Source organism: Streptomyces sp. MJM8645, from assembly GCF_001625365.1.
GTDB lineage: Bacteria > Actinomycetota > Actinomycetes > Streptomycetales > Streptomycetaceae > Kitasatospora.
Genome location: NZ_LJJF01000001.1, coordinates 2,612,501 through 2,639,016, shown reverse-complemented (window position 1 = coordinate 2,639,016; position 26,516 = coordinate 2,612,501). Strand labels below are relative to the sequence as shown.

General features: G+C 71.4%; 22 protein-coding genes (1 of these 22 cut by a window edge). 17 read left to right on the top strand and 5 right to left on the bottom strand.

Annotation, left to right across the window (positions count from 1 at the left end):
• The first annotated feature begins 84 nt into the window (after positions 1-84).
• The 5 genes from tsf to rlmN all read left to right on the top strand — a co-directional run bounded on the left by tsf (position 85) and on the right by rlmN (position 5,318).
• A complete protein-coding gene (gene tsf / locus A6F73_RS11215; protein WP_063347667.1) occupies positions 85-924 on the top strand; it encodes a translation elongation factor Ts in 840 nt (279 codons plus the stop codon).
• A gap of 261 nt (positions 925-1,185) precedes the next feature.
• Positions 1,186-1,950 (top strand): UMP kinase, encoded by a 765-nt coding sequence (gene pyrH, locus A6F73_RS11210; RefSeq protein ID WP_063347666.1) that lies wholly within the window; start codon positions 1,186-1,188, stop codon positions 1,948-1,950.
• Positions 1,951-2,048: 98 nt separating this feature from the next.
• Positions 2,049-2,606 carry a ribosome recycling factor gene (gene frr / locus A6F73_RS11205; protein ID WP_063347665.1) on the top strand — a complete coding sequence of 186 codons (558 nt, stop codon included), beginning with the start codon at positions 2,049-2,051 and terminating at the stop codon, positions 2,604-2,606.
• Between the two features lie 293 nt (positions 2,607-2,899).
• Positions 2,900-4,084, top strand: a complete 1,185-nt coding sequence (locus tag A6F73_RS11200) for a phosphatidate cytidylyltransferase (RefSeq protein WP_107453025.1) — start codon at positions 2,900-2,902, stop codon at positions 4,082-4,084.
• A gap of 133 nt (positions 4,085-4,217) precedes the next feature.
• A complete protein-coding gene (rlmN, locus tag A6F73_RS11195) occupies positions 4,218-5,318 on the top strand; it encodes a 23S rRNA (adenine(2503)-C(2))-methyltransferase RlmN (protein ID WP_063347664.1) in 1,101 nt (366 codons plus the stop codon).
• Positions 5,319-5,380: 62 nt separating this feature from the next.
• Here the strand turns inward: rlmN and A6F73_RS11190 are convergent, their stop codons facing one another.
• The 4 genes from A6F73_RS11190 to A6F73_RS11175 all read right to left on the bottom strand — a co-directional run bounded on the left by A6F73_RS11190 (position 5,381) and on the right by A6F73_RS11175 (position 9,398).
• Positions 5,381-6,538, bottom strand: coding sequence for a hypothetical protein (locus A6F73_RS11190; RefSeq protein WP_063347663.1), 1,158 nt, complete (start codon positions 6,536-6,538; stop codon positions 5,381-5,383).
• Positions 6,539-6,565: 27 nt separating this feature from the next.
• Positions 6,566-7,321 (bottom strand): ATP-binding cassette domain-containing protein, encoded by a 756-nt coding sequence (locus A6F73_RS11185; protein WP_063347662.1) that lies wholly within the window; start codon positions 7,319-7,321, stop codon positions 6,566-6,568.
• Positions 7,322-7,533: 212 nt separating this feature from the next.
• Complete coding sequence (locus tag A6F73_RS11180; RefSeq protein ID WP_063347661.1) at positions 7,534-8,928, bottom strand: aspartate aminotransferase family protein; 1,395 nt, start codon at positions 8,926-8,928, stop codon at positions 7,534-7,536.
• Entirely contained in the window at positions 8,925-9,398 is a 474-nt protein-coding gene (locus A6F73_RS11175; protein ID WP_030243538.1) for an Lrp/AsnC family transcriptional regulator, read from the bottom strand. The genes A6F73_RS11180 and A6F73_RS11175 overlap by 4 nt, the downstream gene beginning before the upstream one ends.
• Positions 9,399-9,699: 301 nt before the next feature.
• Here A6F73_RS11175 and A6F73_RS11170 point away from each other — a divergent pair, with 301 nt between their 5' ends.
• The 3 genes from A6F73_RS11170 to A6F73_RS11160 all read left to right on the top strand — a co-directional run bounded on the left by A6F73_RS11170 (position 9,700) and on the right by A6F73_RS11160 (position 13,993).
• Entirely contained in the window at positions 9,700-11,145 is a 1,446-nt protein-coding gene (locus A6F73_RS11170; protein WP_063347660.1) for a gamma-aminobutyraldehyde dehydrogenase, read from the top strand.
• 221 nt (positions 11,146-11,366) lie between these two features.
• Positions 11,367-12,725: an aspartate aminotransferase family protein gene (locus A6F73_RS11165; RefSeq protein ID WP_063347659.1), complete on the top strand. Its 1,359-nt coding sequence runs from the start codon at positions 11,367-11,369 to the stop codon at positions 12,723-12,725.
• A 68-nt stretch (positions 12,726-12,793) separates the two neighbouring features.
• A complete protein-coding gene (locus A6F73_RS11160) occupies positions 12,794-13,993 on the top strand; it encodes a spermidine/putrescine ABC transporter substrate-binding protein (RefSeq protein ID WP_063347658.1) in 1,200 nt (399 codons plus the stop codon).
• A gap of 60 nt (positions 13,994-14,053) precedes the next feature.
• On the opposite strand, the gene A6F73_RS11155 is transcribed toward A6F73_RS11160, so the two are convergent.
• Positions 14,054-15,709: a PucR family transcriptional regulator gene (locus A6F73_RS11155; RefSeq protein WP_063347657.1), complete on the bottom strand. Its 1,656-nt coding sequence runs from the start codon at positions 15,707-15,709 to the stop codon at positions 14,054-14,056.
• A gap of 356 nt (positions 15,710-16,065) precedes the next feature.
• Between A6F73_RS11155 and A6F73_RS11150 the strand changes: the two genes are divergently transcribed.
• The 9 genes from A6F73_RS11150 to A6F73_RS11110 all read left to right on the top strand — a co-directional run.
• Positions 16,066-17,577, top strand: a complete 1,512-nt coding sequence (locus tag A6F73_RS11150; protein WP_063347656.1) for a gamma-aminobutyraldehyde dehydrogenase — start codon at positions 16,066-16,068, stop codon at positions 17,575-17,577.
• Between the two features lie 67 nt (positions 17,578-17,644).
• Positions 17,645-18,895, top strand: coding sequence for a spermidine/putrescine ABC transporter substrate-binding protein (locus A6F73_RS11145; protein WP_063347655.1), 1,251 nt, complete (start codon positions 17,645-17,647; stop codon positions 18,893-18,895).
• Positions 18,896-18,942: 47 nt separating this feature from the next.
• Complete coding sequence (locus tag A6F73_RS11140) at positions 18,943-20,085, top strand: ABC transporter ATP-binding protein (RefSeq protein ID WP_063347654.1); 1,143 nt, start codon at positions 18,943-18,945, stop codon at positions 20,083-20,085.
• On the top strand, positions 20,082-21,011 hold the full coding sequence (locus tag A6F73_RS11135; RefSeq protein ID WP_063347653.1) for an ABC transporter permease: 930 nt from the start codon (positions 20,082-20,084) through the stop codon (positions 21,009-21,011). Before A6F73_RS11140 ends, A6F73_RS11135 begins: the two co-directional genes overlap by 4 nt.
• Positions 21,011-21,814, top strand: a complete 804-nt coding sequence (locus A6F73_RS11130; RefSeq protein ID WP_063347652.1) for an ABC transporter permease — start codon at positions 21,011-21,013, stop codon at positions 21,812-21,814. Before A6F73_RS11135 ends, A6F73_RS11130 begins: the two co-directional genes overlap by 1 nt.
• A 63-nt stretch (positions 21,815-21,877) precedes the next feature.
• The gene (locus A6F73_RS11125; RefSeq protein WP_063347651.1) at positions 21,878-23,272 is read left to right on the top strand and encodes an FAD-dependent oxidoreductase; all 1,395 of its coding nucleotides are present in this window, start codon (positions 21,878-21,880) and stop codon (positions 23,270-23,272) included.
• 181 nt (positions 23,273-23,453) lie between these two features.
• Positions 23,454-23,885, top strand: a complete 432-nt coding sequence (locus tag A6F73_RS11120; protein WP_063347650.1) for a hypothetical protein — start codon at positions 23,454-23,456, stop codon at positions 23,883-23,885.
• A 71-nt stretch (positions 23,886-23,956) separates the two neighbouring features.
• On the top strand, positions 23,957-24,769 hold the full coding sequence (locus A6F73_RS11115) for a nucleotidyl transferase AbiEii/AbiGii toxin family protein (RefSeq protein ID WP_063347649.1): 813 nt from the start codon (positions 23,957-23,959) through the stop codon (positions 24,767-24,769).
• A 319-nt stretch (positions 24,770-25,088) separates the two neighbouring features.
• On the top strand, positions 25,089-26,516 hold the 5' portion of the coding sequence (locus A6F73_RS11110; RefSeq protein WP_063347648.1) for a CoA-acylating methylmalonate-semialdehyde dehydrogenase. It continues 96 nt past the right edge of the window; 1,428 of the gene's 1,524 nt are visible here — the first part of the coding sequence; the start codon lies at positions 25,089-25,091; its stop codon lies off the right edge, out of view.

Sequence of the window (26,516 nt, the reverse complement as noted above, 5' to 3'; positions counted from 1 at the left end):
CCCCTCTCTCCCGCGCCGGGACCGAATCATCGGTCCCGGCGTCTCCCCACGCAGACACGCGAGACGCGAGAAGAGATTCACACCATGGCGAACTTCACCGCCGCGGACGTCAAGAAGCTCCGTGAGCTCACCGGCGCCGGCATGATGGACTGCAAGAAGGCCCTGGACGAGGCCGAGGGCAACGTCGAGAAGGCCGTCGAGCTCCTGCGCATCAAGGGCCAGAAGGGCGTTGCCAAGCGCGAGGGCCGTGACGCCTCCAACGGCGCCGTCGCCGCGCTGATCGCCGAGGACAAGAAGTCCGGCGTTCTGGTCGAGCTGAACTGCGAGACCGACTTCGTCGCCAAGGGTGACAACTTCGTCAAGGTCGCCGACGCGATCGCGGCTCACGTGGCCAAGACCGCCCCGGCCGACCTGGATGCCGCCCTGGCGTCCGAGATCGAGGCCGGCAAGACCGTCCAGCAGTTCGTCGACGAGGCCAACGCGACCCTGGGCGAGAAGATCGTCTTCCGTCGCTTCGCCCAGTTCGACGGTGACGGCTTCGTCGCGGTCTACCTGCACAAGACCAGCCCCGACCTGCCGCCGGCCGTCGGCGTCCTGGTCGAGCTGGACAAGGAGAACGCCGAGGTCGCGAAGGACGTCGCGCAGCACATCGCCGCGTTCGCGCCGAAGTTCCTGTCCCGCGAGGAGATCCCGGCCGAGGACCTCGAGAACGAGCGCCGCGTCGCCGAGGCCACCGCGCGTGAGGAGGGCAAGCCCGAGGCTGCCCTGCCGAAGATCGTCGAGGGTCGCGTCACCGGCTTCGTCAAGGAGAACTCCGTCCTGGAGCAGGCCTTCGCGAAGGACAACAAGAAGACCGTCGCCAAGGTCCTCGAGGAGAACGGCGTCGCCCTCAAGCGCTTCGCCCGCTTCCGCGTCGGCGCCTGAGCCACGTTCCACCTGGTCCCCGGCACCCTTACGCTGGGAACCGCCCCCGCCCGTTGACCAGGGCGGGCGGAACGCCGAACGGGCTCACCCAGTGCCAACCGTCCACGGGCGGGCCGCGTCGGCACCATGAACGACGAGGAGGCCATTGCCGTGCAGGACACCGAACCGGTTCCCGCGGCAGTGGCCTCCTCTCGCGTACGCGCAGGCCGGGCATCCGCACACCCGCGCCTGTGAGCCAGTAGGTGCAAAAAGGAGAAGTCCATGCAGGAGACGCAGGAGACCGCGCAGGACCCCAAGGCCGGCTCGCGCCGCCGGGTGCTGCTCAAGCTGTCCGGTGAAGCCTTTGCCGGTGGTGGCGGACTCGGCGTCGACCCGGACGTCGTGCACGCGATCGCCCGGGAGATCGCCACCGTCGTCCGTGCCGGTACCGAGGTCGCGGTGGTCATCGGCGGCGGCAACTTCTTCCGGGGCGCCGAGCTGCAGGTCCGCGGCATGGACCGGGCGCGCTCCGACTACATGGGCATGCTCGGCACCGTGATGAACTGCCTGGCGCTGCAGGACTTCCTGGTCAAGGAAGGCATCGAGACCCGGGTCCAGACCGCGATCACCATGGGCCAGGTCGCCGAACCGTACCTGCCGCTGCGGGCCGTCCGGCACCTGGAGAAGGGCCGTGTGGTGATCTTCGGCGCCGGTATGGGCATGCCGTACTTCTCGACCGACACCACCGCCGTCCAGCGGGCCCTGGAGATCCACGCCGACGTCCTGCTGATGGGCAAGAACGGCGTGGACGGTGTCTACGACTCGGACCCCCGGACCAACCCGGACGCGGTGAAGTTCGACGCGCTGGAGTACTCCGAGGTCATCACGCGCGACCTCAAGGTCGCCGACCTCACCGCGATCACGCTGTGCAAGGACAACAACCTCCCGATGCTGGTCTTCGAGCTGCTGGCGGAGGGCAATATCGCGCGCGCGGTGAAGAGTGAGAAGATCGGCACACTCATCAGCCAGGATTCTGTCCGGGCCTGAGCAGCAATCAGCCGTACGGGACGGCGCCGTCGCCGTGACCGGCCTCGACGCCGACACCGGTCGGGACAATCGCAGATGAACCGGACAGGGAGATCACAGTGATCGAAGAGACCCTCCTCGAAGCCGAGGAGAAGATGGAGAAGGCCGTCGCCGTCGCCAAGGACGACTTCGCCGCCATCCGCACCGGCCGTGCCCACCCGGCGATGTTCGCCAAGATCGTCGCCGAGTACTACGGCACCGTGACGCCGATCAACCAGCTGGCCTCGTTCTCGGTGCCGGAGCCCCGGATGGCGGTCGTCTCGCCGTTCGACAAGACCGCGCTGAAGGCGATCGAGCAGGCGATCCGCGACTCCGACCTGGGCGTCAACCCGTCCAACGACGGCTCCCTCATCCGGGTGGTGCTGCCCGAGCTGACCGAGGAGCGCCGCCGGGAGTTCATCAAGGTGGCCCGGGGCAAGGGCGAGGACGCGAAGGTCTCGATCCGCGCGGTGCGCCGCAAGGCCAAGGACGCCATCGACAAGCTGGTCAAGGACGGCGAGGTCGGCGAGGACGACGGCCGCCGCGCCGAGAAGGAGCTCGACGACACCACGGCCAAGTACGTGGCCGCCGTCGACGAGCTGCTGAAGCACAAGGAAGCCGAGCTGCTCGAAGTCTGATGAACGACGCCCCTGACGCCCCTGGCTACTGGGGCCCGTCCGACCAGCAGTTCCAGCCCTACCGCCCGGCGCCGCAGCCCCGGCCGCAGGCTCCTCTGCAGCAGGCGCACCCGGCGCCGGGGTACGGCGAGTACCCGGCGCCGCCGCAGGCCCAGGGCTACCCCGGTCACCCGGGCGGCTGGGCGGCCCACCCGGGTGCGCCGGGCGGCGTGCCGGGTGGCCCCGGCCACCGTTCGGATCACTCGCAGCAGCCTCCGGTGTACTGGGGCGGCGACGCGGAGGAGACTCAGGTCATGCCTCCCGTACCGGCGGGCCCCGGCCCGTTCCCCGGCGTGCCGGACCAGGGCCCGCCGGCGGGCTCCGGCCGGCCGGGTGACCCCGCCGCCGGTCAGTCCCGGGAGGCCGGTCGGCTGAGTGGCCCGCTGTTCCGGGACGACCGGTCCGAGGCGGCGGTGCCGGGTGTGACGGAGACGGTCGTGCTGCGCGCGATAACCGATGACGCCACCCCCGGCCGCGGCGCCCCGCCGCGCCCCGGGGCCCCGGTGCCTCCCGCGCCGCCGTCGACCTACCCGGCGGCCGGGCAGCCCCACTTCGTGCCGTCGTCCCATCCAGGGCAGGAGACACCCGTGGCCGCCCAGTCCGCCCCGCAGCCGCAGCCGCGCAAGCAGCGCGGTGGCCGTAACCTCCAGGCCGCGATAGGCGTGGGGGTCGGTCTCGGTGTGGTGATCATCGCCTCGCTGTTCGTGGTGAAGGCGCTGTTCCTGTTCGTCGTGATGGCCGCGGTGTCGGTCGGTATCTGGGAGCTGACCAGCCGGCTCGCCGAGCGCAAGCAGATCAAGGCGCCGCTGGTGCCGCTGGTCGCAGGCGGCATCGCCATGATCGCCACCGGCTACTGGGCCGGGGTGCAGTGGGCCGCGGCCTCGCTCGCGCTGACCGGGCTGGCGGTGATGGTCTGGCGGATGGCCGAGCCGCCGGAGGACTACCTGCGGGACATAACGGCCGGGGTGTTCACCGCCTTCTACGTGCCGTTCCTGGCCACCTTCGTGGCGTTGATGCTGGCGGCCGACGACGGCCCCCAGCGGATCGTGCTGTTCCTGATCGTCACGATCTGCAGCGACACGGGCGCCTACGCCGTGGGCTACAAGTTCGGCAAGACCAAGCTCGCCCCGACGATCAGCCCCGGCAAGACCCGTGAGGGCCTGGCCGGCGGCATCGGCCTGTCGATGCTGGCGGGCGCCGTGCTGATGGAGCTGATCATCGACGGCGGCAGCTGGTGGCAGGGCCTGATCCTGGGCGGCTGCGCGGCGGTCACCGCGACCCTGGGCGACCTGGGCGAGTCGATGATCAAGCGAGACCTCGGCATCAAGGACATGGGCACGCTGCTGCCCGGCCACGGCGGCATCATGGACCGGCTGGACTCGCTCCTGCCGACCGCCCCGGTGGTCTGGCTGCTGCTGGCGGCCTTCGTCGGCAGTTAGGGCCTTGTCCGGCCGTAGGACGCCTCAGAACCTGTCCTCCGGCCGCGAGTGGTGGAAGGGCCCCGGACGCCTGCGCGTCCGGGGCCCTCGCACGTCCTGGCCTGCTCCCGGCGTCTGCGACACTGGATGAACCATGCCTAAGCCCGGAGAACTCACCTTTGTCGCGCCGCGCGGCGCCAAGCCCCCGCGACACCTCGCCGACCTGAGCCCCGCCGAGCGCAAGGAGGCCGTCGCCGAGCTGGGCGAGCAGCCGTTCCGCGCCAAGCAGCTCTCCAACCACTACTTCGGCCGGATGTCGAACGACCCGGAGGGCTGGACGGACATCCCCGCCGCCAGCCGGGAGAAGCTCACCGGGAGCCTGCTGCCGGAGCTGATGTCGGTCGTGCGGCACGTGTCCTGCGACGACGACACCACCCGCAAGACGCTCTGGAAGCTCTTCGACGGCACGCTCGTCGAGTCGGTGCTGATGCGCTACCCGGACCGGGTCACCATGTGCATCAGCTCGCAGGCGGGCTGCGGCATGAACTGCCCCTTCTGCGCGACCGGCCAGGCCGGGCTGACCCGCAACCTGTCCACCGCCGAGATCGTCGAGCAGATCGCCGCCGGGATGCGCGCGCTCAAGGCCGGCGAGATCCCGGGCGGCGAGGCGCGGCTGTCGAACGTGGTCTTCATGGGCATGGGCGAGCCGCTGGCCAACTACAACCGGGTGCTGGCCGCGATCCGCCGGCTGACCGACCCGGCGCCGGACGGTTTCGGCCTGTCCCAGCGCGGTGTCACGGTGTCGACCGTCGGCCTGGTCCCGGCGATGAACCGGCTGGCCGACGAGGGCCTCAGCTGCCGCCTGGCGCTGTCGCTGCACGCCCCGGACGACGAGCTGCGCGACGAGCTGGTGCCGGTGAACACCCGCTGGAAGGTCGCCGAGGTGCTGGACGCCGCGTGGAACTACGCGGAGAAGTCCGGCCGGCGGATCTCCATCGAGTACGCGCTGATCAAGGACATCAACGACCAGGCATGGCGGGCGGACCTGCTCGGCCGGCTGATCAAGAACCACCGGGTGCACGTCAACCTGATCCCGCTGAACCCGACGCCGGGCTCCAAGTGGACCGCCTCCCGGCCCGAGGACGAGCGCGAGTTCGTCCGCCGGCTCCAGTCGCACGGGGTGCCGACGACCGTCCGCGACACCCGGGGCCAGGAGATCGACGGCGCCTGCGGTCAGCTCGCCGCGGCGGGCTGAGCCGGCGGGCCAACGCAAACCGGCAGGTCAGCGACAGCCGCAGGTCAGCGCAAGCCGCAAGGTCAGCGCAGGCCGGCGGCCGCCAGAGCGGCGGTCGCCCCGCCGGTCACCAGCAGCGTGGTGCCCACCGCCAGGGTGCGCAGCGCGACCGCGCCGAACAGCAGCCGGGGCGAGGTGCCGAGGCGCAGCAGCACGTCGGTGACGTCCCGGCGGTCGGTGCGGACCTCGGCCAGCCGGGTGACCACGGCGGCGGCCGCGCAGCCGAGCACCAGGCAGGCCTCGACGGCGGGCAGCGCGTCGGCGCTGTCGGGCGTGCCGATCCAGTAGCGGATGGTGGTGAGCACCAGCGCGAGGGCGAGGGTGAGCACGGCCAGCGGCGGGCCGAGGCGGCGGGCCTGGGCGGTGAGTCCGCGGCCGGCCAGCAGCCGCAGCGGGGTGGGCCGGCCGAGCGCGAGCAGCCGCCCGGTCCAGGACAGCAACGGGCCGGTGAGCAGGGCGAGTCCGACCGCGCTGGCGGCCCAGCCGCCGAGTGCGGCGGTGCTGGTGCTGCCGAGCCCGGCGGGCAGGTGGATCGGCCGGCCGTCGGCGGCGGCGCCGGGCCGCAGGGCGATGAGTTCGAGGGCGAGGCCGATCACGGCGAGCCCGACGGGCAGGGCGACCCGCAGGGCGCCGAAGCCGGTGCCGCCGCGGGTGCGGGTGCGGCCGCCGGGCAGGTACTCGGTGGGCGGGACGGCGCAGGCGGCGGCGATCCCGGCGGTGAGCGGGACCAGGGCGAGCAGGGCGACCGGCGCGACGGCCGGCAGCGGTACGCCCATGCCGAGGTCGGGGGCGAGCGCGGGCCCGGCGATGTCGTTGCGCAGGACCAGGAAGACCAGCAGGGTGAGCACGCTGCCGAGGGTGCAGGCGAGCACGACCTCACCGGCGATCAGGGTGCGGATCCGGCCGGAGCCGGCTCCGGCGGCGCGCAGGCCGGTGATCCGTTCGGGCCGCTGGGCGGGTACGGCGCGGGCGGCGACGGCCGCGAACCAGGCGACGGCGGCGAGCGGGGGCAGGCACCAGAGCAGTCGCACCAGCGCGTCCTCGCCGCCGAGCGGGTCGCTCATCGCCCGGCCGAGGGAGCGCAGCAGGAAGGCGGAGACCACGGCGGCGGCCAGCACGGTGAGCAGCCAGCGGCCGAGGTCGGGCACCCGGTAGCCCCGGGCCAGACGGAGATAGAACACGTCGACTCTTTCAGCGGCTCGGCGTCGTCAGCGGCGGGTGCCCGAGACGGCGGACGCGCCGGCCGCCCCCGGGACGGCGTGCCCGCGCGGGACGGGGGCGGCGGGGGCGGTGAGCCGTCCGTCGACGAGGGCGACGGCGCGGTCCGCGAACCGGACGAGCTCGGGGTCGTGAGTGGCCAGGACGAGGGTGAGCTGGTGCGACCGGGCCGCGCTGGTCAGTATCCGCAGGACCTGGTCGGCGGCCTCGCGGTGGAGCGGGGCGGTGGGGTCGTCGGCGAAGACGACGGGCGGCAGCGGGGCGAGGGCGCGGGCGACGGCGATCCGCTGGCGCTGGCTCTGGAGCAGCCGGTCGGGGCGCTGCCGGGCGACCTCGCCGACGTCGAGGCGTTCCAGCCATTCGTCGGCGGCGGTGTAGGCGGCCTTGTTGCCGGCGCCGGCGAGCAGCAGCGGCAGGGCGACGTTCTCCCGGGCGGTCAGTTCGGGCACCAGGTGGGGTTCGGAGCCGACGAAGCCGAAGCGGTCGCGGCGCAGCCGTTCGCGCCCGGCCCGGCCGAGGGTGTGGACGGGCGCGCTGTTGAACCAGACCTCGCCCTCGTCGACGGGGAGGAGGGCGGAGAGGCAGCCGAGGAGGGTGCTCTTGCCGGAGCCGCGCGGGCCGGTGACGGCGAGCACTTCGCCCTCGCGGACGCCGATCGAGATGCCCCGCAGGGCGGGGGTGCCGTGATGGGACTTGACGATCCCCCGGGCCCACAGCACGTCGTTGTCAGGCGGTGCCGCTGACATGAGGTTCCATCCTGGGTGGCCGCAGGGATATGACAGTCGTCAGATTAGAACGACTGGGGCCTGGTGCGGTTGCGGCGCTCTGGTCCATCGCGGGCAAATCACCCGCAATCAGGCATGTTTGATCGGCCGGCAGCGCCGGAAAAATGCCGAAGGGCGGTCCCGGGGGAGTGGGACCGCCCTTCGGCGGAGGGTGGGGAAGGAGGATCAGGGGGTCAGATCTTCGCCCACGCGTCGGTGAGGCTGGTCCGCAGGATCTGCTCGATCTCGTCGAAGGTCGACTGGTTGGAGATCAGCGGCGGGGCCAGCTGGATGACCGGGTCGCCACGGTCGTCGGCGCGGCAGTACAGGCCGTTGTCGAAGAGGGCCTTCGACAGGAAGCCGTAGAGGACGCGCTCGACCTCGTCGTCGTTGAACGACTCCTTGGTGACCTTGTCCTTCACGAGCTCGATGCCGTAGAAGTACCCGTTGCCGCGGACGTCGCCGACGATCGGCAGGTCGCGCAGCTTGTTCAGGGTGCCCAGGAACGCGGCCTCGTTGTCGAGGACGTGCTGGTTCAGGCCCTCGCGCTCGAAGATGTCGAGGTTGGCCAGCGCCACCGCGGAGGAGACCGGGTGGCCGCCGAAGGTGTAGCCGTGCAGGAAGGTGTTGTCGCCCTTGTAGAACGGCTCGGCGAGGCGGTCCGAGATGATCGTGGCGCCGATCGGGGAGTAGCCCGAGGTCATGCCCTTGGCGCAGGTGATCATGTCGGGCTGGTAGCCGAACTTGTCGGCGCCGAACATGGTGCCCAGACGGCCGAAGGCGCAGATGACCTCGTCCGAGACCAGCAGCACGTCGTGGCGGTCGCAGATCTCGCGCAGGCGCTGGAAGTACCCGGGCGGCGGCGGGAAGCAGCCACCGGCGTTCTGCACCGGCTCGACGAAGACGGCGGCGACGGTCTCGGCGCCCTCGTTGAGGATGGCCACCTCGATCTCGTCGGCGCACCAGCGGCCGTAGGCCTCGGGGTCGACCGTGCCGTCCGGGCCTTCGAGGAAGGCGGGGGCGCGGTAGATGTTGGTGTTCGGGGCCTTGTGGGTGCCCGGCACCAGCGGCTCGAACGGGGCCTTCAGGCCCGGCAGGCCGGTGATCGACAGGGCGCCCTGCGGGGTGCCGTGGTAGGCGACGGCGCGCGAGATGACCTTGTACTTGGTCGGCTTGCCGGTCAGCTTGAAGTACTGCTTGGCGAGCTTCCAGGCGGTCTCGACGGCCTCGCCGCCACCGGTGGAGAAGAAGACCTTGTTCAGGTCGCCCGGGGCGTAGTTGGCCAGGCGCTCGGCCAGCTCGACGGCCTTCGGGTGGGCGTAGCTCCACACCGGGAAGAAGGCGAGCTCCTTGGCCTGCTTGGCGGCGGCCTCGGCCAGCTCCTCGCGGCCGTGGCCGGCCTGGACGACGAACAGGCCGGCGAGGCCGTCGAGGTACTTGCGTCCCTTGTCGTCCCAGACGTAGGTGCCTTCGCCCTTGACGATCGTCGGCACGGGGGAGTTCTCGTACGACGACATGCGGGTGAAGTGCATCCACAGGTGGTCGTAGGCGGTCTTGGAAAGGTCCTTCTGCGCCGGGTCGGCTGTCATCGGGTGCCCCAGGTGTAGGTCTGTTTCCGGAGCTTCAGGTAGACGAAGCTCTCGGTGCTCCGCACGCCGGGAAGCGCGCGGATGCGCTTGTTGATCAGTTCGAGCAGGTGCTCGTCGTCCTCGCAGACCAGTTCGGCCAGGAGGTCGAACGAGCCTGCGGTGCAGACGACGTAGTCGACCTCGTCGAGGGCGGCCAGCGCGTCGGCGACGGGCTCGATGTCGCCCTCGACCCGGATGCCGACCATCGCCTGGCGGGTGAAGCCGACGGTGAGCGGGTCCGTGACGGCGACGATCTGCATCACGCCCTGGTCGAGCAGCTTCTGGACGCGCTGGCGCACGGCCGCCTCGGACAGGCCGACGGCCTTGCCGATGGCGGCGTACGGGCGGCGTCCGTCCTCCTGGAGCTGCTCGATGATCGCCTTGGAGGCGGCATCGAGGGGAACGCTCGCGTTCCGGTCGCGGTTGGCCACGCCGCCACTGTGCCTGATCGTTCCCCTGTTCGCAAGCGAGGAATCTGCTGATTTCGTCGCGATCTTGGAATCCGCGTACGGATTTCATCGCCTACATGCACTGCACCTGTCGATACCGGCAGTCATGCGGCTACCCTGGCACGGTACGCGCGCAGCCCCGCAGCGCAGCGCGCGTTCCCCCAAACCAGTGGACCGCGCCGTCCAGGGCCCGGCCACCCGACACCCTTCGTGCGCCGGACCCGCCGACGTACCATGGCGCCGGAATCTGCAACGCCGCAGGCCCAGACCGAGGAGAGACCCCGTGAGCGACCTTCGCACGCTGCGCAACTACATCAACGGTGAGTTCGTCGACGCGGCGGACGGCCGCACGCTCGACATCGTCGACCCCACCACCGGTGAGGCCTACGCGACGTCCCCGCTGTCCGGTGCCTCCGATGTGGACGCCGCGATGGCCTCGGCCGCCGCCGCCTTCCCGATCTGGCGCGACGCCACCCCGAGCACCCGCCAGAAGCTGCTGCTCAAGATCGCCGACGCGGTCGAGGCCCGGGCCGACGAGCTCGTCGACGCGGAGGTCCGCAACACGGGCAAGCCGCGCGGGCTGACCCTCTCGGAGGAGATCGGTCCGATGGTGGACCAGATCCGCTTCTTCGCCGGTGCCGCCCGCATGCTGGAGGGCAAGGCCGCCGGGGAGTACATGGACGGGATGACCTCGATCGTCCGCCGCGAGCCGGTCGGTGTCTGTGCCCAGGTCGCACCGTGGAACTACCCGATGATGATGGCCGTCTGGAAGTTCGCCCCGGCCATCGCCGCGGGCAACACCGTCGTCCTGAAGCCCTCGGACACCACCCCGGCCTCCACCGTCCTGCTCGCCGAGATCATCGGCGGCGTCCTCAAGGACCTGGAGCTGCCGGCCGGCGTCTTCAACGTGATCTGCGGCGACCGCGAGTCCGGCCGGCTGATGGTCGAGCACAAGACCCCGGCGATGGCCTCCATCACCGGTTCGGTCCGGGCCGGCATCCAGGTCGCCGAGTCCGCCTCCAAGGACGTCAAGCGCGTCCACCTGGAGCTGGGCGGCAAGGCCCCGGTCGTGGTCTTCGAGGACGCCGACATCGCCGAGGCCGTCGAGGGCATCTCGGTCGCGGGCTACTTCAACGCCGGCCAGGACTGCACCGCCGCCACCCGCGTGCTGGTGCACGAGTCGATCCACGACGCCTTCGTCGAGGCGCTGGCCAAGGCCGCGGCCGAGACCAAGACCGGCGGCGTGGACGACGAGGACGTGCTGTACGGCCCGCTGAACAACGCCAACCAGCTGAAGCAGGTGGCCGGCTTCATCGAGCGGCTGCCCACCCACGCCAAGATCGAGGCCGGTGGCCACCAGGTCGGCGAGAAGGGCTACTTCTACGCCCCGACCGTCGTCTCCGGCCTGCGGCAGGACGACGAGATCATCCAGAACGAGGTCTTCGGCCCGGTCATCACCGTGCAGAAGTTCACCGACGAGGACCAGGCCGTCGACTACGCCAACGGCGTCGACTTCGCGCTGGCCTCCTCGGTGTGGACCAAGGACCACGCCCGCGCCATGCGGATGTCGCGCCGCCTGGACTTCGGCTGCGTCTGGATCAACACCCACATCCCGCTGGTCGCCGAGATGCCGCACGGCGGCTTCAAGAAGTCCGGCTACGGCAAGGACCTCTCCGCGTACGGCTTCGAGGACTACACCCGGGTGAAGCACGTCATGACCGCGATCTAGCGGGTCGTGACGGTTGAGCGCTGTATGACCGCGATCTAGCGGGTCGTGACGGTCGGGCGCTGTATGACCGCGATCTGATCGCACGTCCATCGTGTGAACGGACAATGGGCCCGGGTCCTTTCGACCCGGGCCCGGTGTCTTTGCATCCTGTCGGCCGTTCGCGTGACCGGCTGACAAGATGAAACTGCACTTCGGGGCCGCGACTCCCTAGCCTTACCGGCATGAGCATCCCCACCGCTGACTCAGCCGCCGGCCAGGCGGTCAAGGCCGCCGACCGCGCGCACGTCTTCCACTCGTGGTCCGCCCAGGCGCTGATCGACCCCCTCGCGGTGGCCGGCGCCGAGGGCTCGTACTTCTGGGACTACGACGGCAACCGCTACCTCGACTTCTCCTCGCAGCTGGTCAACACCAACATCGGCCACCAGCACCCGAAGGTGGTCGCCGCGATCCAGGAGCAGGCGGCGAAGCTCTGCACCATCGCCCCCGGCTTCGCGGTCGAGGCGCGCAGCGAGGCCGCCCGGTTGATCGCCGAGCGCACCCCCGGTGACCTCGACAAGATCTTCTTCACCAACGGCGGCGCCGAGGCGGTCGAGAACGCCGTCCGGCTGGCCCGGCTGCACACCGGCCGGCAGAAGGTCATGTCCGCCTACCGCTCGTACCACGGCGCCACCGCCAACGCGATCGCCCTCACCGGCGACCCGCGGCGCTGGGCCAACGAGACCGGCGTCTCCGGCGTGGTGCACTTCTGGGGCCCGTACGCCTACCGCTCCAACTTCCACGCCGAGAACGAGGCGCAGGAGTGCGAGCGTGCGCTGGAGCACCTGGAGCAGGTGATCGCCTTCGAGGGCCCCGGGACGATCGCGGCGATCATCCTGGAGACCGTGGTCGGTACCGCGGGCATCCTGATCCCGCCGGCGGGCTACCTGGCCGGGGTGCGGGAGATCTGCGACCGCTTCGGCATCGTGTTCATCCTCGACGAGGTGATGGCCGGCTTCGGCCGCACCGGCGAGTGGTTCGCCGCCGACCACTGGGGCGTCACCCCGGACCTGCTGACCTTCGCCAAGGGCGTCAACTCGGGCTACGTCCCGCTGGGCGGCGTGGCGATCAGCGCCGAGATCGCCGCCACCTTCGCCGAGCGGGCGTTCCCTGGCGGGCTCACCTACTCCGGCCACCCGCTGGCCTGCGCCTCGGCCGTCGCCACCATCACCGCCATGGCGGAGGAGGGCATCGTCGAGAACGCCAAGCACATCGGCGAGACCGTGCTCGGCCCCGGCCTGCGGGAGCTGGCCGAGCGGCACCCCTCGATCGGCGAGGTCCGCGGCCTCGGCGTGTTCTGGGCGCTCGACCTGGTGAAGGACCGCGGGACCCGCGAGCCGCTGGTCCCGTACAACGCGGCCGGCCCCGCCAACGCGCCGATGGCCGAGCTGGCCGCCGCCTGCAAGCAGCGCGGGCTCTGGCCGTTCGTCAACATGAACCGCCTCCACGTCGTCCCGCCGTGCACCGTCACCGAGGAGGAGGCCAAGACCGGTCTCGCGGTGCTCGACGAGGTGCTGTCGCTCGCCGACGCGCACACCGTCTGACGTACCGACCGGACGGCCCCGGGTGTCGCGCACGCCCGGGGCCGTCCCACGCTCCGGAGGCCTTCCCCATGCCCAGCAGCACCACCCCGACCCGCCCCCACAACTCCCGTACGATCCGCCGGCGTTCGGTGCTCGGCGGGGCCGCGCTGCTCGGCGCCGGCACGCTGACCGGCTGCGGCATCCCGTCCGCGTACGTCGCCGAGGACCGCCGCTCGGTCCAGGACCGCTCGGACCGCGAGCAGCGGCTCGCCTTCTCCAACTGGACCCAGTACATCGACACCGACGACCAGGGCCACCGGCCGACCCTGGACGCCTTCACCGAGCGGACCGGCATCGCGGTCACCTACACCGAGGACATCAACGACAACGACGAGTTCTTCGGAAAGATCAGCCCGGTGCTCACCCAGGGCGCCGACCCCGGCCGGGACCTCATGGTGGTCAGCGACTGGATGGCCGGCCGGTACGTCTCGCTCGGCTGGGTGCAGGCCATGGACCGGGCCAACCTGCCCAACGTCACCGCCAACCTGGACCCGCAGCTCGCCGACCCGGCCTTCGACCCCGGGCGCCGGCGCAGCGTGCCCTGGCAGTCCGGGATCACCGGCATCGCGTACAACCGCAAGGCGCTCGGCCGGGAGCTGAAGTCGACCGCGGACCTCTGGGCGCCCGATCTCAAGGGCCGGGTCACCCTGTTCGCCGGGCTGGACGAGGCGCTCGGGCTGCTGATGCTCGCCCAGGGTGCGGACGTCTCCCGGTTCGGCGAGGACGACGCGCACCGGGCGATGGACACCGTGCAGAAGATGGTCGACACCGGCCACATCCGCCGCTTCACCGGCAACGACTACACCAGCGACCTCGCCTCCGGTGCCGCCGTCGCCTGCCAGGCCTACTCCGGCGACGCCGTCCAACTGACCGCCCAGAACCCGGACATCGAGTTCGTGGTGCCGCAGGAGGGCGGCGAGCTGTGGGCGGAGAGCCTGATGATCCCCAACCGGGCCCGGCACAAGCGCAACGCCGAGCTGCTGATCGACCACTACTACCAGCCCGAGGTGGCCGCCGAACTCGCCGCGTTCGTCCAGTACATCTGCCCGGTGCCAGCCGCCCGCGAGGTGCTGGCGGCCAGCGGCGACAAGGACAAGGCCGAACTGGCGGAGAACCCGCTGCTCTTCCCGACCGACGAGATGCGCGCCCGGCTGCACACCATGCGCGACGTCACCTCGGCGGAGCGGCCCGAACTGCACAAGGTCTGGGGGCGCATCACCGGCGTGTAGGCCACCGGCGGTCAGCGGTCAGCGGTCAGCGGTCAGCGGTTGGCGGTCAGCGGTCGGCGGTCAGCGGCGGACGGCGTCCAGGGCGAGCAGCGCCACGTGCAGGGAGAGGCAGGACTCCACCTGGTCGAGGTCGACGCCGAGGATCCGCTCGACCTTGTGCAGGCGGTCGTAGAAGGACGGCCGGGACAGGTGCGCGGCGTCGGCCGCCGCCGACTTGTTCCGGCCCTGCTCCAGGTAGATCCGCAGCATCTGCACCAACTGGCCGTTGTGCTCGGCGTCGTGGGCCAGCAGCGGGCCCAGCTCCCGCTCCACGTAGGTCTGCAGCCGGGCGTCGTCGCGCAGCAGGTGGAGCAGGCCGCGCAGCCGGACGTCCGGCAGCCGGTAGTACGAGGCGGCCCGGCCGCCGGGCGCGTCGTGCAGGGCCGCGTCGGCGACCTGGGTGGCCTCCAGCAGGGTGCGCCGGGCGTCCCGGACGGAGCCGACCGAGGAGCCGACCGCGACCACCGGGGCGGGTGCGGCGGCGGCGTCGTCCCGGCCGGCCTCGGCCGACATCCGGCGCAGCGTGGCCGAGAAGGCGTCCAGGGCGGCGTGCTCGTCCTGCTGGGTGCCGAGCGTGATCAGCACGCCGACGCCCTCGTCGTCCAGCGCGCCGACCAGGGCGGAGAGCCGGCAGGCCCGGACGGCTCCCGCGGCGAGCTCGGTGAAGTCCCGCAGCCGGGCCTGCGCCTCCAGGGCGGCCGGGATCGGGCCGCGCCGCTGCCGCAGCACCACTCCGACCAGCCGGCGGCCCTCCAGCGGGACGCCGAGCGCCTGGGCGCGCAGGGCCACCTCGGAGACGGTCAGCGCGTGGGTGAGGATGCCGGACAGCAGGGTGCGGTGGGTCTGCCGCTCCAGGCTCTCCCGGTCGCGCACCACCAGCCGGTTGAGCGCCAGGGCGGAGGCGCCGCGTTCCAGCAGCATGGTGTGCGGGTGGGCCTCGTTCTCGGGCAGCGGGCCCGGATCCTGCACCAGCACCAGCCGGCCCCAGTCCTGGCCGCGGGCGCCGACCGTGGTCACCAGCCAGCCGCTGCGCGGGTCGTGCCCGGTGCGGCCGGGCGGGCGGACCCCGCGGGAGCGGCGCTCCCAGTCCTCCAGCAGTTCGACCTCCGGGCGGCCTGCGGTGTCGTGGGCGAGCACCTGGTGCGCGAGGTTCTCCAGGACGACCGGCGCGCCCGCCATCCGGGCCACCTGGCGGATCACCTCGGGCGGCTCGGCGCCCTCCACCACCAGCTCGTTGAACACCTGGTGGACGGCCTCGGAGACGCGCAGCTGCTCCAGCTGGGCGTTGACCACCAGCGCGTGCACGGCCTCGGTGACGGCGACGAAGCGCAGCTCGCGGCGGAGCGTGATCAGCGGCAGGCCGCGCTGTTCGGCGGCGTGCACCAGGGCGCGGGGCAGCGAGTCGAAGTAGCGCCGGCCGTACTCGACGACCAGTCCGGCGACCCCCACCTCGTCCAGTTCGCGGACGTAGCGGGCCAGGCCCTCGCGGTCGTCGGGCAGCGCGATGCCGGTGGTGAGCACCAGTTCGCCGCCCTGGAGCATCCCGGCGACGTCGGGCAGTTCGCTCACGTGGACCCAGCGGACCGGCCGCTCCAGGTGGTCGGCGCCGGCGACGACCTGGGGCAGGCCGCGCCGCATCACCTCCAGGTCGAGCACGCGGGCGACGGTGGGGAGCATCGCGGGCCTCCAGGGCCTTGAGGGACCAGAGTGTCAGGTAAATCATCCATCGCGGCGACGACCTGTCGCCCTCGGTGAACCCTTGCACCCTGTAAGGCCCTACCCACCGAGGTTGTCGGAGTGACCCTTGTCACGCCGGGGCGGCACCGGGCATGGTCAGCGGGTCGGCTGTGGCGAAAAACAGACCTCACGCCGGAATCCATCGCGTTGCCGGAATGCAACAGCGGAATCCCTTGTCCGGAGTCCGCCGGACTGCCAGGATCGCGCAACCCCGGTGATCAGCCGGTCGGATTCCCCCACCGCACAACCGTGAGAATCGCCGTGGCAGTCGACCCACCGGCACTTGGAGGAACCAGATGGACCTGACCGACTTCGGCGCGGGCGCGCAGTACATCGCGGGCCGTCAGACCCGGGGGAGCGGCGAGCCCTTCCAGGTCGTCAACCCCGCGGACGGCAGCGTGGTCGAGCAGGTCGCCCTGGCCACCACCGGCGAGGTCGACGCGGCCGTGGCCGCCGCGAAGGCGGCCCTGCCCGGCTGGTCCCGCGCCACCCCCGGCGCCCGTTCCGAGGCGCTGACCGCACTGGCCGCCGTCCTGACCTCGGCGAGCGCCGACCTCGCCCGGGTGGAGACCGCGCAGACCGGCAAGCCGGTCAAGCTGGCCACCGAGTTCGACGTCCCCGGCACCATCGACAACGTGGCGTTCTTCGCCGGCGCCGCCCGCAACCTGGAGGGCAAGGCGGCCGGCGAGTACTCCGGCGACCACACCTCCTACGTGCGCCGCGAGGCGATCGGCGTGGTCGGCTCGATCTCGCCGTGGAACTACCCGCTGCAGATGGCCGCCTGGAAGGTCCTGCCGGCGATCGCGGCGGGCAACACCATCGTGCTCAAGCCGTCCGAGCTGACCCCGCTCACCTCGCTGATGTTCGCCCGGGCCTGCACCGAGGCGGGCATCCCCGACGGCGTGGTCAACGTGGTCACCGGCGCCGGACGCACCACCGGCGAGCACCTGGTCGCGCACCCGGACGTCGCCATGGTGTCCTTCACCGGCTCCACTCCGGTCGGCCGCAGGGTCGCCGAACTCGCCACCGCGAGCGTCAAGCGCACCCACCTGGAGCTCGGCGGCAAGGCCCCGTTCGTGGTCTTCGACGACGCCGACCTCGACGCCGCCGTGCACGGCGCGGTCGCCGCCTCGCTGATCAACGGCGGCCAGGACTGCACCGCCGCCACCCGCGCGTACGTCCAGCGCCCGCTGTACGACGCGTTCGTGGCCGGCGTGGCCGAGCTGTACGCCGCGATCCGGATCGGCGACCCGCTCAACCCGCACACCGACCTCGGCCCGCTGGTCTCGTACACCCACCGGGACCGGGTGGCCGGCTTCGTCGAACGCGCCCGCTCCTACGCCACCGTGGTCACCGGCGGCCGCGCGCCGGAGAAGGGCCACGACGGCACCGACCTCACCCGCGGCGCGTACTACGCGCCCACCCTGATCACCGGCGCCGCCCAGGACAGCGAGGTGGTCCAGGGCGAGATCTTCGGCCCGGTGCTCGTCGTGCTGCCCTTCGACACCGACGACGAGGGCCTGCGGCTGGCCAACGACACCCCCTACGGCCTGGCCGCCTCCGCCTGGACGGGCAACGTGCACCGCTCGCTGCGCGCCACCCGGGAGATCGCGGCCGGGTGCGTCTGGGTCAACGACCACATCCCGATCATCAGCGAGATGCCGCACGGCGGCTACAAGGCGTCCGGCTACGGCAAGGACATGTCCCAGTACTCGCTGGACGAGTACACCCAGGTCAAGCACGTCATGTTCGACACCACCGCGGTGGCCCGCAAGGACTGGCACCGCACCGTCTTCGGAGACAGATAACCCCTGCCCAGGGGCGCCGCCCTCAGGGCGCCCCGATTCGACCTCTTACCCCCAGGAGGCCCGTTCCATGGCGTTCAACGAGTTCACCGACGGTCTGCCCGAACCGGTCCGCAAGGCCTGGGAACGCAGCCTGACCAGCGGCCGGGCCGCGATCGGCCGCCGCACCCTGCTGCGGGCCGCCGCGCTGACCGCCGGTGCGGGCACGCTGGCCGCCTGCGGGATCCCGGCGGCCAGGACCGTCGGCGGCGACTCGACCGCCAACGCCGCCAAGGACCTCTCGGACACCGAGAAGGTGGTCAACTTCTCCAACTGGCCGCTGTACATCGACACCGACGAGAAGGACAAGGAGAAGCACGGCACCCTGGACGCCTTCACCGCGGCCACCGGCGTCAAGGTCAGGTACAACGAGGACGTCAACGACAACGTCGAGTTCTTCGGCAAGGTCAAGCCGCAGCTCGCGGCCGGCCAGGACACCGGCCGCGACCTGATGGTCCTCACCGACTGGATGGCCGCCCGGATGATCCGGCTCGGCTGGGCGCAGAAGCTCAACCCGGCGAACGTCACCACCGCGATCACCACCATCGACTCCCGCTTCCGCGCCCCCGACTGGGACCCGGGCCGGCTGTACTCCTACCCGTGGGCCGGCATCCAGGTCGTCATCGCCTACAACAAGAAGGCGACCAAGGGGAAGGAGGTCACCAGCGTCTCCCAACTGCTGGACGACCCCGACCTCAAGGGCCGGGTCACCTTCCTCTCCGAGATGCGCGACAGCATCGGGATCACCCTGCTGGACCTGGGCAAGGACCCGGCGAAGTTCACCGCCGACGACTACGACGCCGCCGTCGCCCGGCTGCAGAAGGGCGTCGACAGCAAGCAGATCCGCCGCTTCACCGGCAACGACTACGGCCAGGAGCTGTCCTCCGGCGACATCGCGGCCTGCGTCGCCTGGGGCGGTGACCTGATCCAACTGCGCGCCGACAACCCGGACATCGAGTTCGTCATCCCGGAGAAGGGCTACGTCTCCTCGACGGACAACATGCTGATCCCGGCCCGGGCGCAGCACAAGGCGAACGCGGAAAAGCTGATCGACTTCTACTATCAGCCGAAGATCGCGGCGCAGCTGGTCGCGGGCATCGGCTTCGTCTCCGCCGTCACCGGGATGAAGGACGAACTCGCCGCCCTCGCCCCGGACAGCGCGGCCAACCCGCTGGTCGTACCCACCCCCGAGATGGCGGCCAAGTCGCACGTGTTCCGCACCCTCACCGAGACCGAGGAGAGCGACTTCGAGCAGAAGTTCTCCAAGCTCATCGGCGCCTGACCCCCCACGCGCGGCCCACTCCCGGCAGAGAACCCAGGAAGACACCCATGACAGACCAGCAGCGCGACGCGGCCGCCGGCGGCGACGTCCGCCTCACCGGCATCGGCAAGACCTACGGCGCCTTCACCGCCGTCCACCCGCTCGACCTCACCGTCCCGCAGGGCTCCTTCTTCGCCCTGCTCGGCGCCTCCGGCTGCGGCAAGACCACCACCCTGCGCATGATCGCCGGCCTGGAGGAGCCCACCAGCGGCACCGTCCTGATCGGCGGCCAGGACGTCACCGCCCTGCCCCCGTACAAGCGGCCGGTGAACACCGTCTTCCAGAGCTACGCGCTCTTCCCGCACCTCGACATCTTCGAGAACGTCGCCTTCGGCCTGCGCCGCCGCGGCCGCAAGGACGTCAAGAAGCAGGTCGAGGAGATGCTGGAGCTGGTCGAACTCGGCCAGTACGCCCGGCGCAAGCCGCACCAGCTCTCCGGCGGCCAGCAGCAGCGCGTCGCCGTCGCCCGCGCCCTGATCAACCACCCCCAGGTGCTGCTCCTCGACGAGCCGCTCGGCGCACTCGACCTCAAGCTCCGCCGCCAGATGCAGCTGGAGCTCAAGCGGATCCAGACCGAGGTCGGCATCACCTTCGTGCACGTCACCCACGACCAGGAGGAGGCCATGACGATGGCCGACACCATCGCGGTGATGAACGGCGGCCGGGTCGAGCAACTGGGCGCCCCCGCCGAGCTGTACGAGAACCCCGCCACCACCTTCGTGGCCAACTTCCTCGGCCAGTCCAACCTGCTGCCCGCCGAGGTCACCGGCACCGACGGCGGCGACCTGCTGCTCACCGCGGCCGGCGTCCGCCTCGCCGTGCCCAAGGCGCGCTGCGCCACCGAGGCCAGGCAGGTCCACCTGGGCGTGCGCCCGGAGAAGATCACCATCGCGCACGCCTCCGCCGAGGTCGCCGACGGCCGCAACCGGCTGGCCGGCACCGTCCTCGACTCCAGCTTCATCGGCGTCTCCACCCAGTACGTGGTGCGCACCGACGGCGGCCAGGAGGTCACCGTCTTCGAGCAGAACATGGAGCGCGACGCCCGGATCGTCCCCGGCGCGTCCGTCCTGCTGCACTGGAACCCGGCGCACTCCTTCGCCCTGGACGCCGCGCAGGCGATCGACGCGGGCACCGCGGAGGAGGCCGCATGACCACCACCACCCCGGCCGCTCCGTCACAGGTCATACCGCTCGCGGAACCGGCACGGAAGCCGAAGCGCAAGCTCACCGCGTACTGGCTGCTGCTGCCCGGCATCGCCTGGCTCGTCGTCTTCTTCGCCGTCCCGATGGTCTACCAGGCGTCCACCTCGCTGCAGACCGGCTCGCTCGAAGCGGGTTTCAAGGTCACCTGGCACCTCGCGACCTACTGGGACGCCCTGGTCGAGTACAAGTGGCACTTCGTCCGCTCGTTCTCCTACGCGGGCATCGCCACCGTGCTCTGCCTGGCCGTCGGCTACCCGCTCGCGTACACGATCGCCTTCAAGGCCGGCAAGCGCTGGCGCAACGTCATCCTGATCCTGGTCATCGCGCCGTTCTTCACCAGCTTCCTGATCCGCACGCTGGCCTGGAAGACCATCCTGTCCGACGGCGGGCCGGTGGTCGGGGTGCTCAACACCCTGCACGTCCTGGACGTCACCAACGCGCTCGGCCTCACCTCCGGCGACCGGGTGCTCGCCACGCCGCTCGCCGTGGTCTGCGGTCTCACCTACAACTTCCTGCCGTTCATGATCCTGCCGCTGTACACCTCGCTGGAGCGGATCGACCCCCGCCTGCACGAGGCGGCCGGCGACCTGTACGCCCGGCCGTTCACCACCTTCCGCAAGGTCACCTTCCCGATCTCGCTGCCCGGCGTGGTCGCCGGCACCCTGCTCACCTTCATCCCGGCTTCCGGCGACTACATCAACGCCCAGCTGCTGGGCTCGCCGAGCGAGCAGATGGTCGGCAACGGCATCCAGAAGCAGTTCCTGAACGTGCTCGACTACCCCACGGCTGCCGCACTGAGCTTCATCCTGATGGCCCTGATCCTGGGCATGGTGACGGTCTACATGCGCAAGGCCGGGACGGAGGAACTGGTCTGATGTCCCGGATTACCAAGTGGATACGCGCCCACCTGGTGGTGCTGGCCGGCGTGCTGGCCCTCGCCTACCTGGTGCTGCCCAACCTGGTCGTGCTCGCCTTCTCGTTCAACAAGCCGGTCGGCAAGTTCAACTACGAGTGGAACGAGTTCTCCACCGACGCCTGGACCAACCCCTGCGGCGTGGCCGACATGTGCCAGTCGCTCTCGCTCAGCCTGCAGATCGCGGTGCTCGCCACCATCGGCGCCACCGTGCTCGGCACCATGGTCGCCTTCGCACTGGCCCGCTACCGCTTCCGCGGCCGCTCGGCCACCACCGCGATGATCTTCCTGCCGATGGCCATGCCCGAGGTGGTCATGGCCGCCTCGCTCGGGACCCTGTTCCTCAACATGCGCATCCCGTTCGGCTTCACCACCATCCTCATCGCGCACATCATGTTCTGCCTCAGCTTCGTGGTGACGGCCGTCAAGGCCCGCGTGATGAGCATGGACCCGAGGCTCGAACAGGCCGCCCAGGACCTCTACGCGACCCCCACCCAGACCTTCCTGCGGGTCACCCTGCCGCTGGCCGCCCCCGGCATCGCGGCGGGAGCGCTGCTCAGCTTCGCGCTCTCCTTCGACGACTTCATCATCACCCAGTTCAACTCGGGCCCGACCACGGTCACCTTCCCGATGTTCGTCTGGGGCGCGTCGCAGCGCGGCATCCCGGTACAGGTCAACGTCATCGGCACCGCGATGTTCATCGCCGCCGTCGCGCTGACCGTCGCCGGCCAGTGGCTGGGCAACCGCCGGAAGGCCACCGCCTGACGTACGGTCGGGTGTGGTGGCCGAACAAACCATCGCCTAAGTACAGAAAGTGGCTGATAATGCATGGACTCCGCCCGCGCACTCAGTGACGCCAGGCCCACCCCCTTCTGGCTGGAGGATCCGGGCCGGCCGGCGGCACTGCCCGCCCTGGTCGGCGACACCACCTGCGACCTGCTGGTCGTCGGCGGCGGCTACTCCGGCCTCTGGACCGCCCTCATCGCCAAGGAACGCGACCCCTCGCTGGACGTCGTGCTGGTCGAGGGCAACGAGGTCGGGTGGGCCGCGTCCGGGCGCAACGGCGGATTCTGCGCGGCCAGCCTCACCCACGGCTTCGGCAACGGCCTGCAACGCTGGCCCGCCGAACTCGCCCAGCTGGAACGCCTCGGTGCCGCCAACCTGGACGGCATCGAGGCCACCCTCAAGCGCTACGGCATCGATGCCGAGTGGGAGCGCACCGGCGAGATCGACGTCGCCACCCAGCCGCACCAGGTCGAGGAACTCCACGAGATCGCCGAGGCCGTCGCCCGGTACGGCTTCGACATCACCGTCCTGGACGCCGACGAGCTGCGCGCCGAGGTCGACTCGCCGACCTTCCTCGGCGGCCTCTGGGACAAGGAGGGCGTGGCGATGGTCCACCCCGCCAAGCTCGCCTGGGGCCTGCGGGACGCCTGCCTCGGCCAGGGCGTGCGGATCTTCGAGCACACCCGGGCCACCGACCTGCGGGAGTACGGCAGCGGCATGGCCGTCCGCACCCCGTACGGACGGGTCTTCGCCCGGCGCGTCGCACTCGGCACCAACGTGTTCCCGTCGCTGGTCAAGAGGGTCCGGCCGTACATCGTGCCGGTGTACGACTACGCGCTGATGACCGAGCCGCTCAGCGACGAGCAGCTCGCCGCGATCGGCTGGCGCGGCCGGCAGGGACTCGGCGACAGCGCCAACAAGTTCCACTACTTCCGGCTCTCCGCCGACAACCGGATCCTGTGGGGCGGCTACGACGCCGTCTACCACTACGGCGGCCACGTCCGGCACGAGTACGACCAGCGGCCGGAGACCTTCCGCACGCTGGCGAACCACTTCTTCCGCTGCTTCCCGCAGCTGGAGGGCCTGCGGTTCACCCACGCCTGGGGCGGCGCCATCGACACCTGCACCCGGTTCTCGGCGTTCTTCGACACCGCCTACCGGGGCAAGGTCGCGTACGCGGCCGGGTACACCGGGCTCGGCGTCGGCGCGACGCGCTTCGGCGCCGAGGTGATGCTCGACCTGCTGTCCGGCGAGCGCACCGAGCGCACCTCGCTGGACATGGTGCGCAGCAAGCCGCTGCCGTTCCCGCCCGAGCCGGTGCGCTGGGCCGGGATCGAGATCACCACCCGCTCGCTGGAGCGCGCGGACCGCAACGGCGGCCACCGCAACCTCTGGCTGCGCACGCTCGACCGCATGGGGCTCGGCTTCGACAGTTGACCTCGTTGTCCGTGAGCTGACCTCGCCATCCGTGTTATCCCTGCTATCCGTGCTATCCCTGCTATCCGTGTAAGAGAGACCCGCCGTCCGCCTCTCCTTGGTGACGGCGGGTCTCGGTCTCCCCGCCGCGTCCCGACCAGGACGACCCGACCGGAACCAGCGGCGAGAAGCGGGGACAGACATGGAGAGCACCGGACTGCACTGGCTCGCTCAGGTGGCAGCGGACCCGGAGGCCTTCCGGGAGCAATGGGAGCGCACCGGGCTGGGGCTGATGCTGCTACCGGCCGGCCGCCGCTGGGACGTCCTCTCCGTCCCCGGACGGCTCGGGCGCCCGGCCCTGGAGATCCTGGACCCTGGCTCCTGCGGCCCCGTCCTCACCGACTTCGGGGACGAACACGTCAGCTTCCTGGTCCCCGTCGGCACCGCCGCCCGCTGGATCGGGACGGGCGTGCGCAGCGCGGGGGAGGGCACCTGGATCGTCGTCCCGCACCCCGAGCGCCGCAGCCGCGGGGTGCGCTGGCTCGTCCCGCCCGACGGCTCCGGACGGCTCAACGACCCGGTGCTGCTGGAGCTCGCCCTGCACGAGGCCGCGGCCGGGCTCAGCGGCTGGTGATCCCCCGGTCCGGACTCCGGCCCCCGGCCGGCGGTGGCGCGCGGAGCGGGCGGTCGCGTCAGACTGGAAACGTGACCACCGCCCCGGACGCCGTCGACGCGCCCCTTCGACCGGGCCACACCCAGCTGCGCCTCGCCGCACTGGCGGCCCCCGTCTGCGACCGGTACGGGCTCGCCCTGGCCGGTGGGCACGCGCTGCGCGCCCACGGTGTCGCGGCCTGCCCGCAGGACGGACTCACCCTGGTGACCGGCGGGGCCGACCTGCCGGAGGTGGCCGCCGCGCTGGGCGAGGCCTACCGCGCGGCCGGCGGCGGGGTCGCCGAACGCCCGGGCACGCCGCGGCTGGAGCAGCTCACCGTCCGGCTCGCGCTCGGCGGGCGGTCGCACTCGGTGGAGCTGCGGAAGGAGCCGCTGGCCCACCGGCCGGTGCGCTTCGACCTCGCCGCGCCCCCGCCCGGCGAGCCGGCGGTGGCGCTGCCGGCGGCCCTGCCGGTGGCGCTGCCGGTCGTCCTGCCAGTTGTGCTGCCGGTCGTCGCCCTGGAGGACGTCGCCGCGCTCACCACCGCGCTGCTGGTGGACCGTGGCATGCCGCGGGACCTGGTCGACGTGCACGCCCTCACCGACTGCTACCGGGAGGGCGAACTCATCGCGCTGGCAGGCGAATTGGATGCGGACTTCCAGCCCGCGGCGCTCGCCGACCGGCTGGAGACGCTGGCCGAGGCGGCGGACGGCCGGTTCCGGGCCCGGGGTGTCGCGGCACGCGCGGTCGGCGGGCTGAAGCGGTGGGCGCTCGCCTGGGCCCAGGACCTGCGGCTGGACCTGCTGGAGACCCAGGAGGCGGCCGACGGTCTGCACGACCCGTACCTGGAGGACGAGGAGTCCTGAACGCGGGGTGGCGGCGCTTCGTCCTCGCGCGTTCGTCCTGCCGCGTTCGTCCTGGCGCGTTCGTCTTGCGGGGTCGTCTTTGCGGGTCCGGCTTCACACGTTCGTTCGTGCCCCCTCACGCATTCGGCCGAGCAACCGGACGACCTGTAAGGCTGAATCCGCGATCCCCGTCAGCCTGTTCGTTGAGGCCTGGCGCGGCGGGCACCAGACTGGAGACGAACGCGGTAGCCCCGTGAATCCCGTCGCCCGGCCCACTCGCGGGCGGCGCCAGACAGGACCGGCGGCAGGACGCCGCCCGGGACTTCGGAGGCAGACGGACTTGAGCAAGCACATCACTCACTGGATCGGCGGCGAGCCCGTCGCCACCGCCGGCGCGGCGCCCCGCCGCGGTGACATCTTCGACCCGGCCACCGGCCAGGTCGCCGGCCAGGTCGACTTCGCCGGGATCGCCGAGGTCGACCAGGCCGTGGCCGCCGCCGCCTCGGCCTTCGCCGAGTGGCGCACCGCCTCGGTCGCCAAGCGCACCACCGTGCTGTTCGCCTTCCGCGAGCTGCTGAACGCCCGCCGCGACGAGCTGGCCGCGATCATCGTGTCCGAGCACGGCAAGGTCCACTCCGATGCGCTCGGCGAGATCGCCCGCGGCCTGGAGGTCGTCGAGTACGCCTGCGGCATCCCGCAGCTCGTCAAGGGCGGCTTCACCGAGCAGGCGTCCACCGGCGTCGACGTCTACTCGATCCGCCAGCCGCTCGGCCCGGTCGCGATCATCTCGCCGTTCAACTTCCCGGCCATGGTGCCGATGTGGTTCTTCCCGCTCGCCGTCGCGGCCGGCAACACCGTCGTCCTGAAGCCCTCGGAGAAGGACCCGTCCGCCGCCAACTTCCTCGCCGGGCTGTGGAAGGAGGCAGGCCTGCCGGACGGCGTCTTCAACGTCGTGCACGGCGACAAGGCCGCCGTGGACCGCCTGCTGGAGCACCCGGACGTCAAGTCCGTCAGCTTCGTCGGCTCCACCCCGATCGCCCGCTACGTCTACGAGACCGGTACGCGCTACGGCAAGCGCGTGCAGGCCCTGGGCGGTGCCAAGAACCACATGCTGGTCCTGCCCGACGCCGACCTCGACCTGGCCGCCGACGCCGCCGTCAACGCGGGCTTCGGCGCGGCCGGCGAGCGCTGCATGGCCGTGTCCGTCCTGGTCGCGGTCGACCCGATCGGCGACGAGCTGGTCGACAAGATCAAGCAGCGGATCGCCACCCTGAAGGTCGGCCCCGGCTGCAACGGCGACTCCGAGATGGGCCCGCTGGTCACCGGCCAGCACCGCGACAAGGTCACCTCCTACGTCGAGTCCGGTGTCGCCGACGGCGCCGAGCTTGCCGTGGACGGCCGCAAGCACCCGGTCACCGCCGAGGACGAGAACGGCGCCCCGACCTCGGACGGCTTCTGGCTCGGCCCCACGCTGTTCGACCACGTGAAGCCGGGCATGTCCGTCTACAACGACGAGATCTTCGGCCCGATCCTCTCCGTCGTGCGCGTCGCCTCCTACGACGAGGGCCTGGCACTGATCAACGCCAACCCGTACGGCAACGGCACCGCCCTCTTCACCAACGACGGCGGCGCGGCCCGGCGCTTCCAGTTCGAGGTGGAGGTCGGCATGGTCGGCATCAACGTGCCGATCCCGGTCCCGGTCGCCTACTACTCCTTCGGCGGGTGGAAGGCCTCCCTGTTCGGCGACGCCCACGCGTACGGTCCGGAC

Bases quoted from the DNA above. Each gene is read 5' to 3' on its own strand.
- A6F73_RS11120 (WP_063347650.1), top strand. From the start codon at position 23,454: ATGGAGAGCACCGGACTGCACTGGCTCGCTCAGGTGGCAGCGGACCCG.
- A6F73_RS11135 (WP_063347653.1), top strand. From the start codon at position 20,082: ATGACCACCACCACCCCGGCCGCTCCGTCACAGGTCATACCGCTCGCG.
- A6F73_RS11130 (WP_063347652.1), top strand. From the start codon at position 21,011: ATGTCCCGGATTACCAAGTGGATACGCGCCCACCTGGTGGTGCTGGCC.
- A6F73_RS11155 (WP_063347657.1), bottom strand. From the start codon at position 15,709: ATGCTCCCCACCGTCGCCCGCGTGCTCGACCTGGAGGTGATGCGGCGC.
- A6F73_RS11180 (WP_063347661.1), bottom strand. From the start codon at position 8,928: ATGACAGCCGACCCGGCGCAGAAGGACCTTTCCAAGACCGCCTACGAC.
- tsf (WP_063347667.1), top strand. From the start codon at position 85: ATGGCGAACTTCACCGCCGCGGACGTCAAGAAGCTCCGTGAGCTCACC.
- A6F73_RS11145 (WP_063347655.1), top strand. From the start codon at position 17,645: ATGGCGTTCAACGAGTTCACCGACGGTCTGCCCGAACCGGTCCGCAAG.
- A6F73_RS11165 (WP_063347659.1), top strand. From the start codon at position 11,367: ATGAGCATCCCCACCGCTGACTCAGCCGCCGGCCAGGCGGTCAAGGCC.
- pyrH (WP_063347666.1), top strand. From the start codon at position 1,186: ATGCAGGAGACGCAGGAGACCGCGCAGGACCCCAAGGCCGGCTCGCGC.
- rlmN (WP_063347664.1), top strand. From the start codon at position 4,218: ATGCCTAAGCCCGGAGAACTCACCTTTGTCGCGCCGCGCGGCGCCAAG.
- A6F73_RS11200 (WP_107453025.1), top strand. From the start codon at position 2,900: ATGCCTCCCGTACCGGCGGGCCCCGGCCCGTTCCCCGGCGTGCCGGAC.
- A6F73_RS11125 (WP_063347651.1), top strand. From the start codon at position 21,878: ATGGACTCCGCCCGCGCACTCAGTGACGCCAGGCCCACCCCCTTCTGG.
- A6F73_RS11140 (WP_063347654.1), top strand. From the start codon at position 18,943: ATGACAGACCAGCAGCGCGACGCGGCCGCCGGCGGCGACGTCCGCCTC.
- A6F73_RS11150 (WP_063347656.1), top strand. From the start codon at position 16,066: ATGGACCTGACCGACTTCGGCGCGGGCGCGCAGTACATCGCGGGCCGT.
- A6F73_RS11185 (WP_063347662.1), bottom strand. From the start codon at position 7,321: ATGTCAGCGGCACCGCCTGACAACGACGTGCTGTGGGCCCGGGGGATC.
- A6F73_RS11160 (WP_063347658.1), top strand. From the start codon at position 12,794: ATGCCCAGCAGCACCACCCCGACCCGCCCCCACAACTCCCGTACGATC.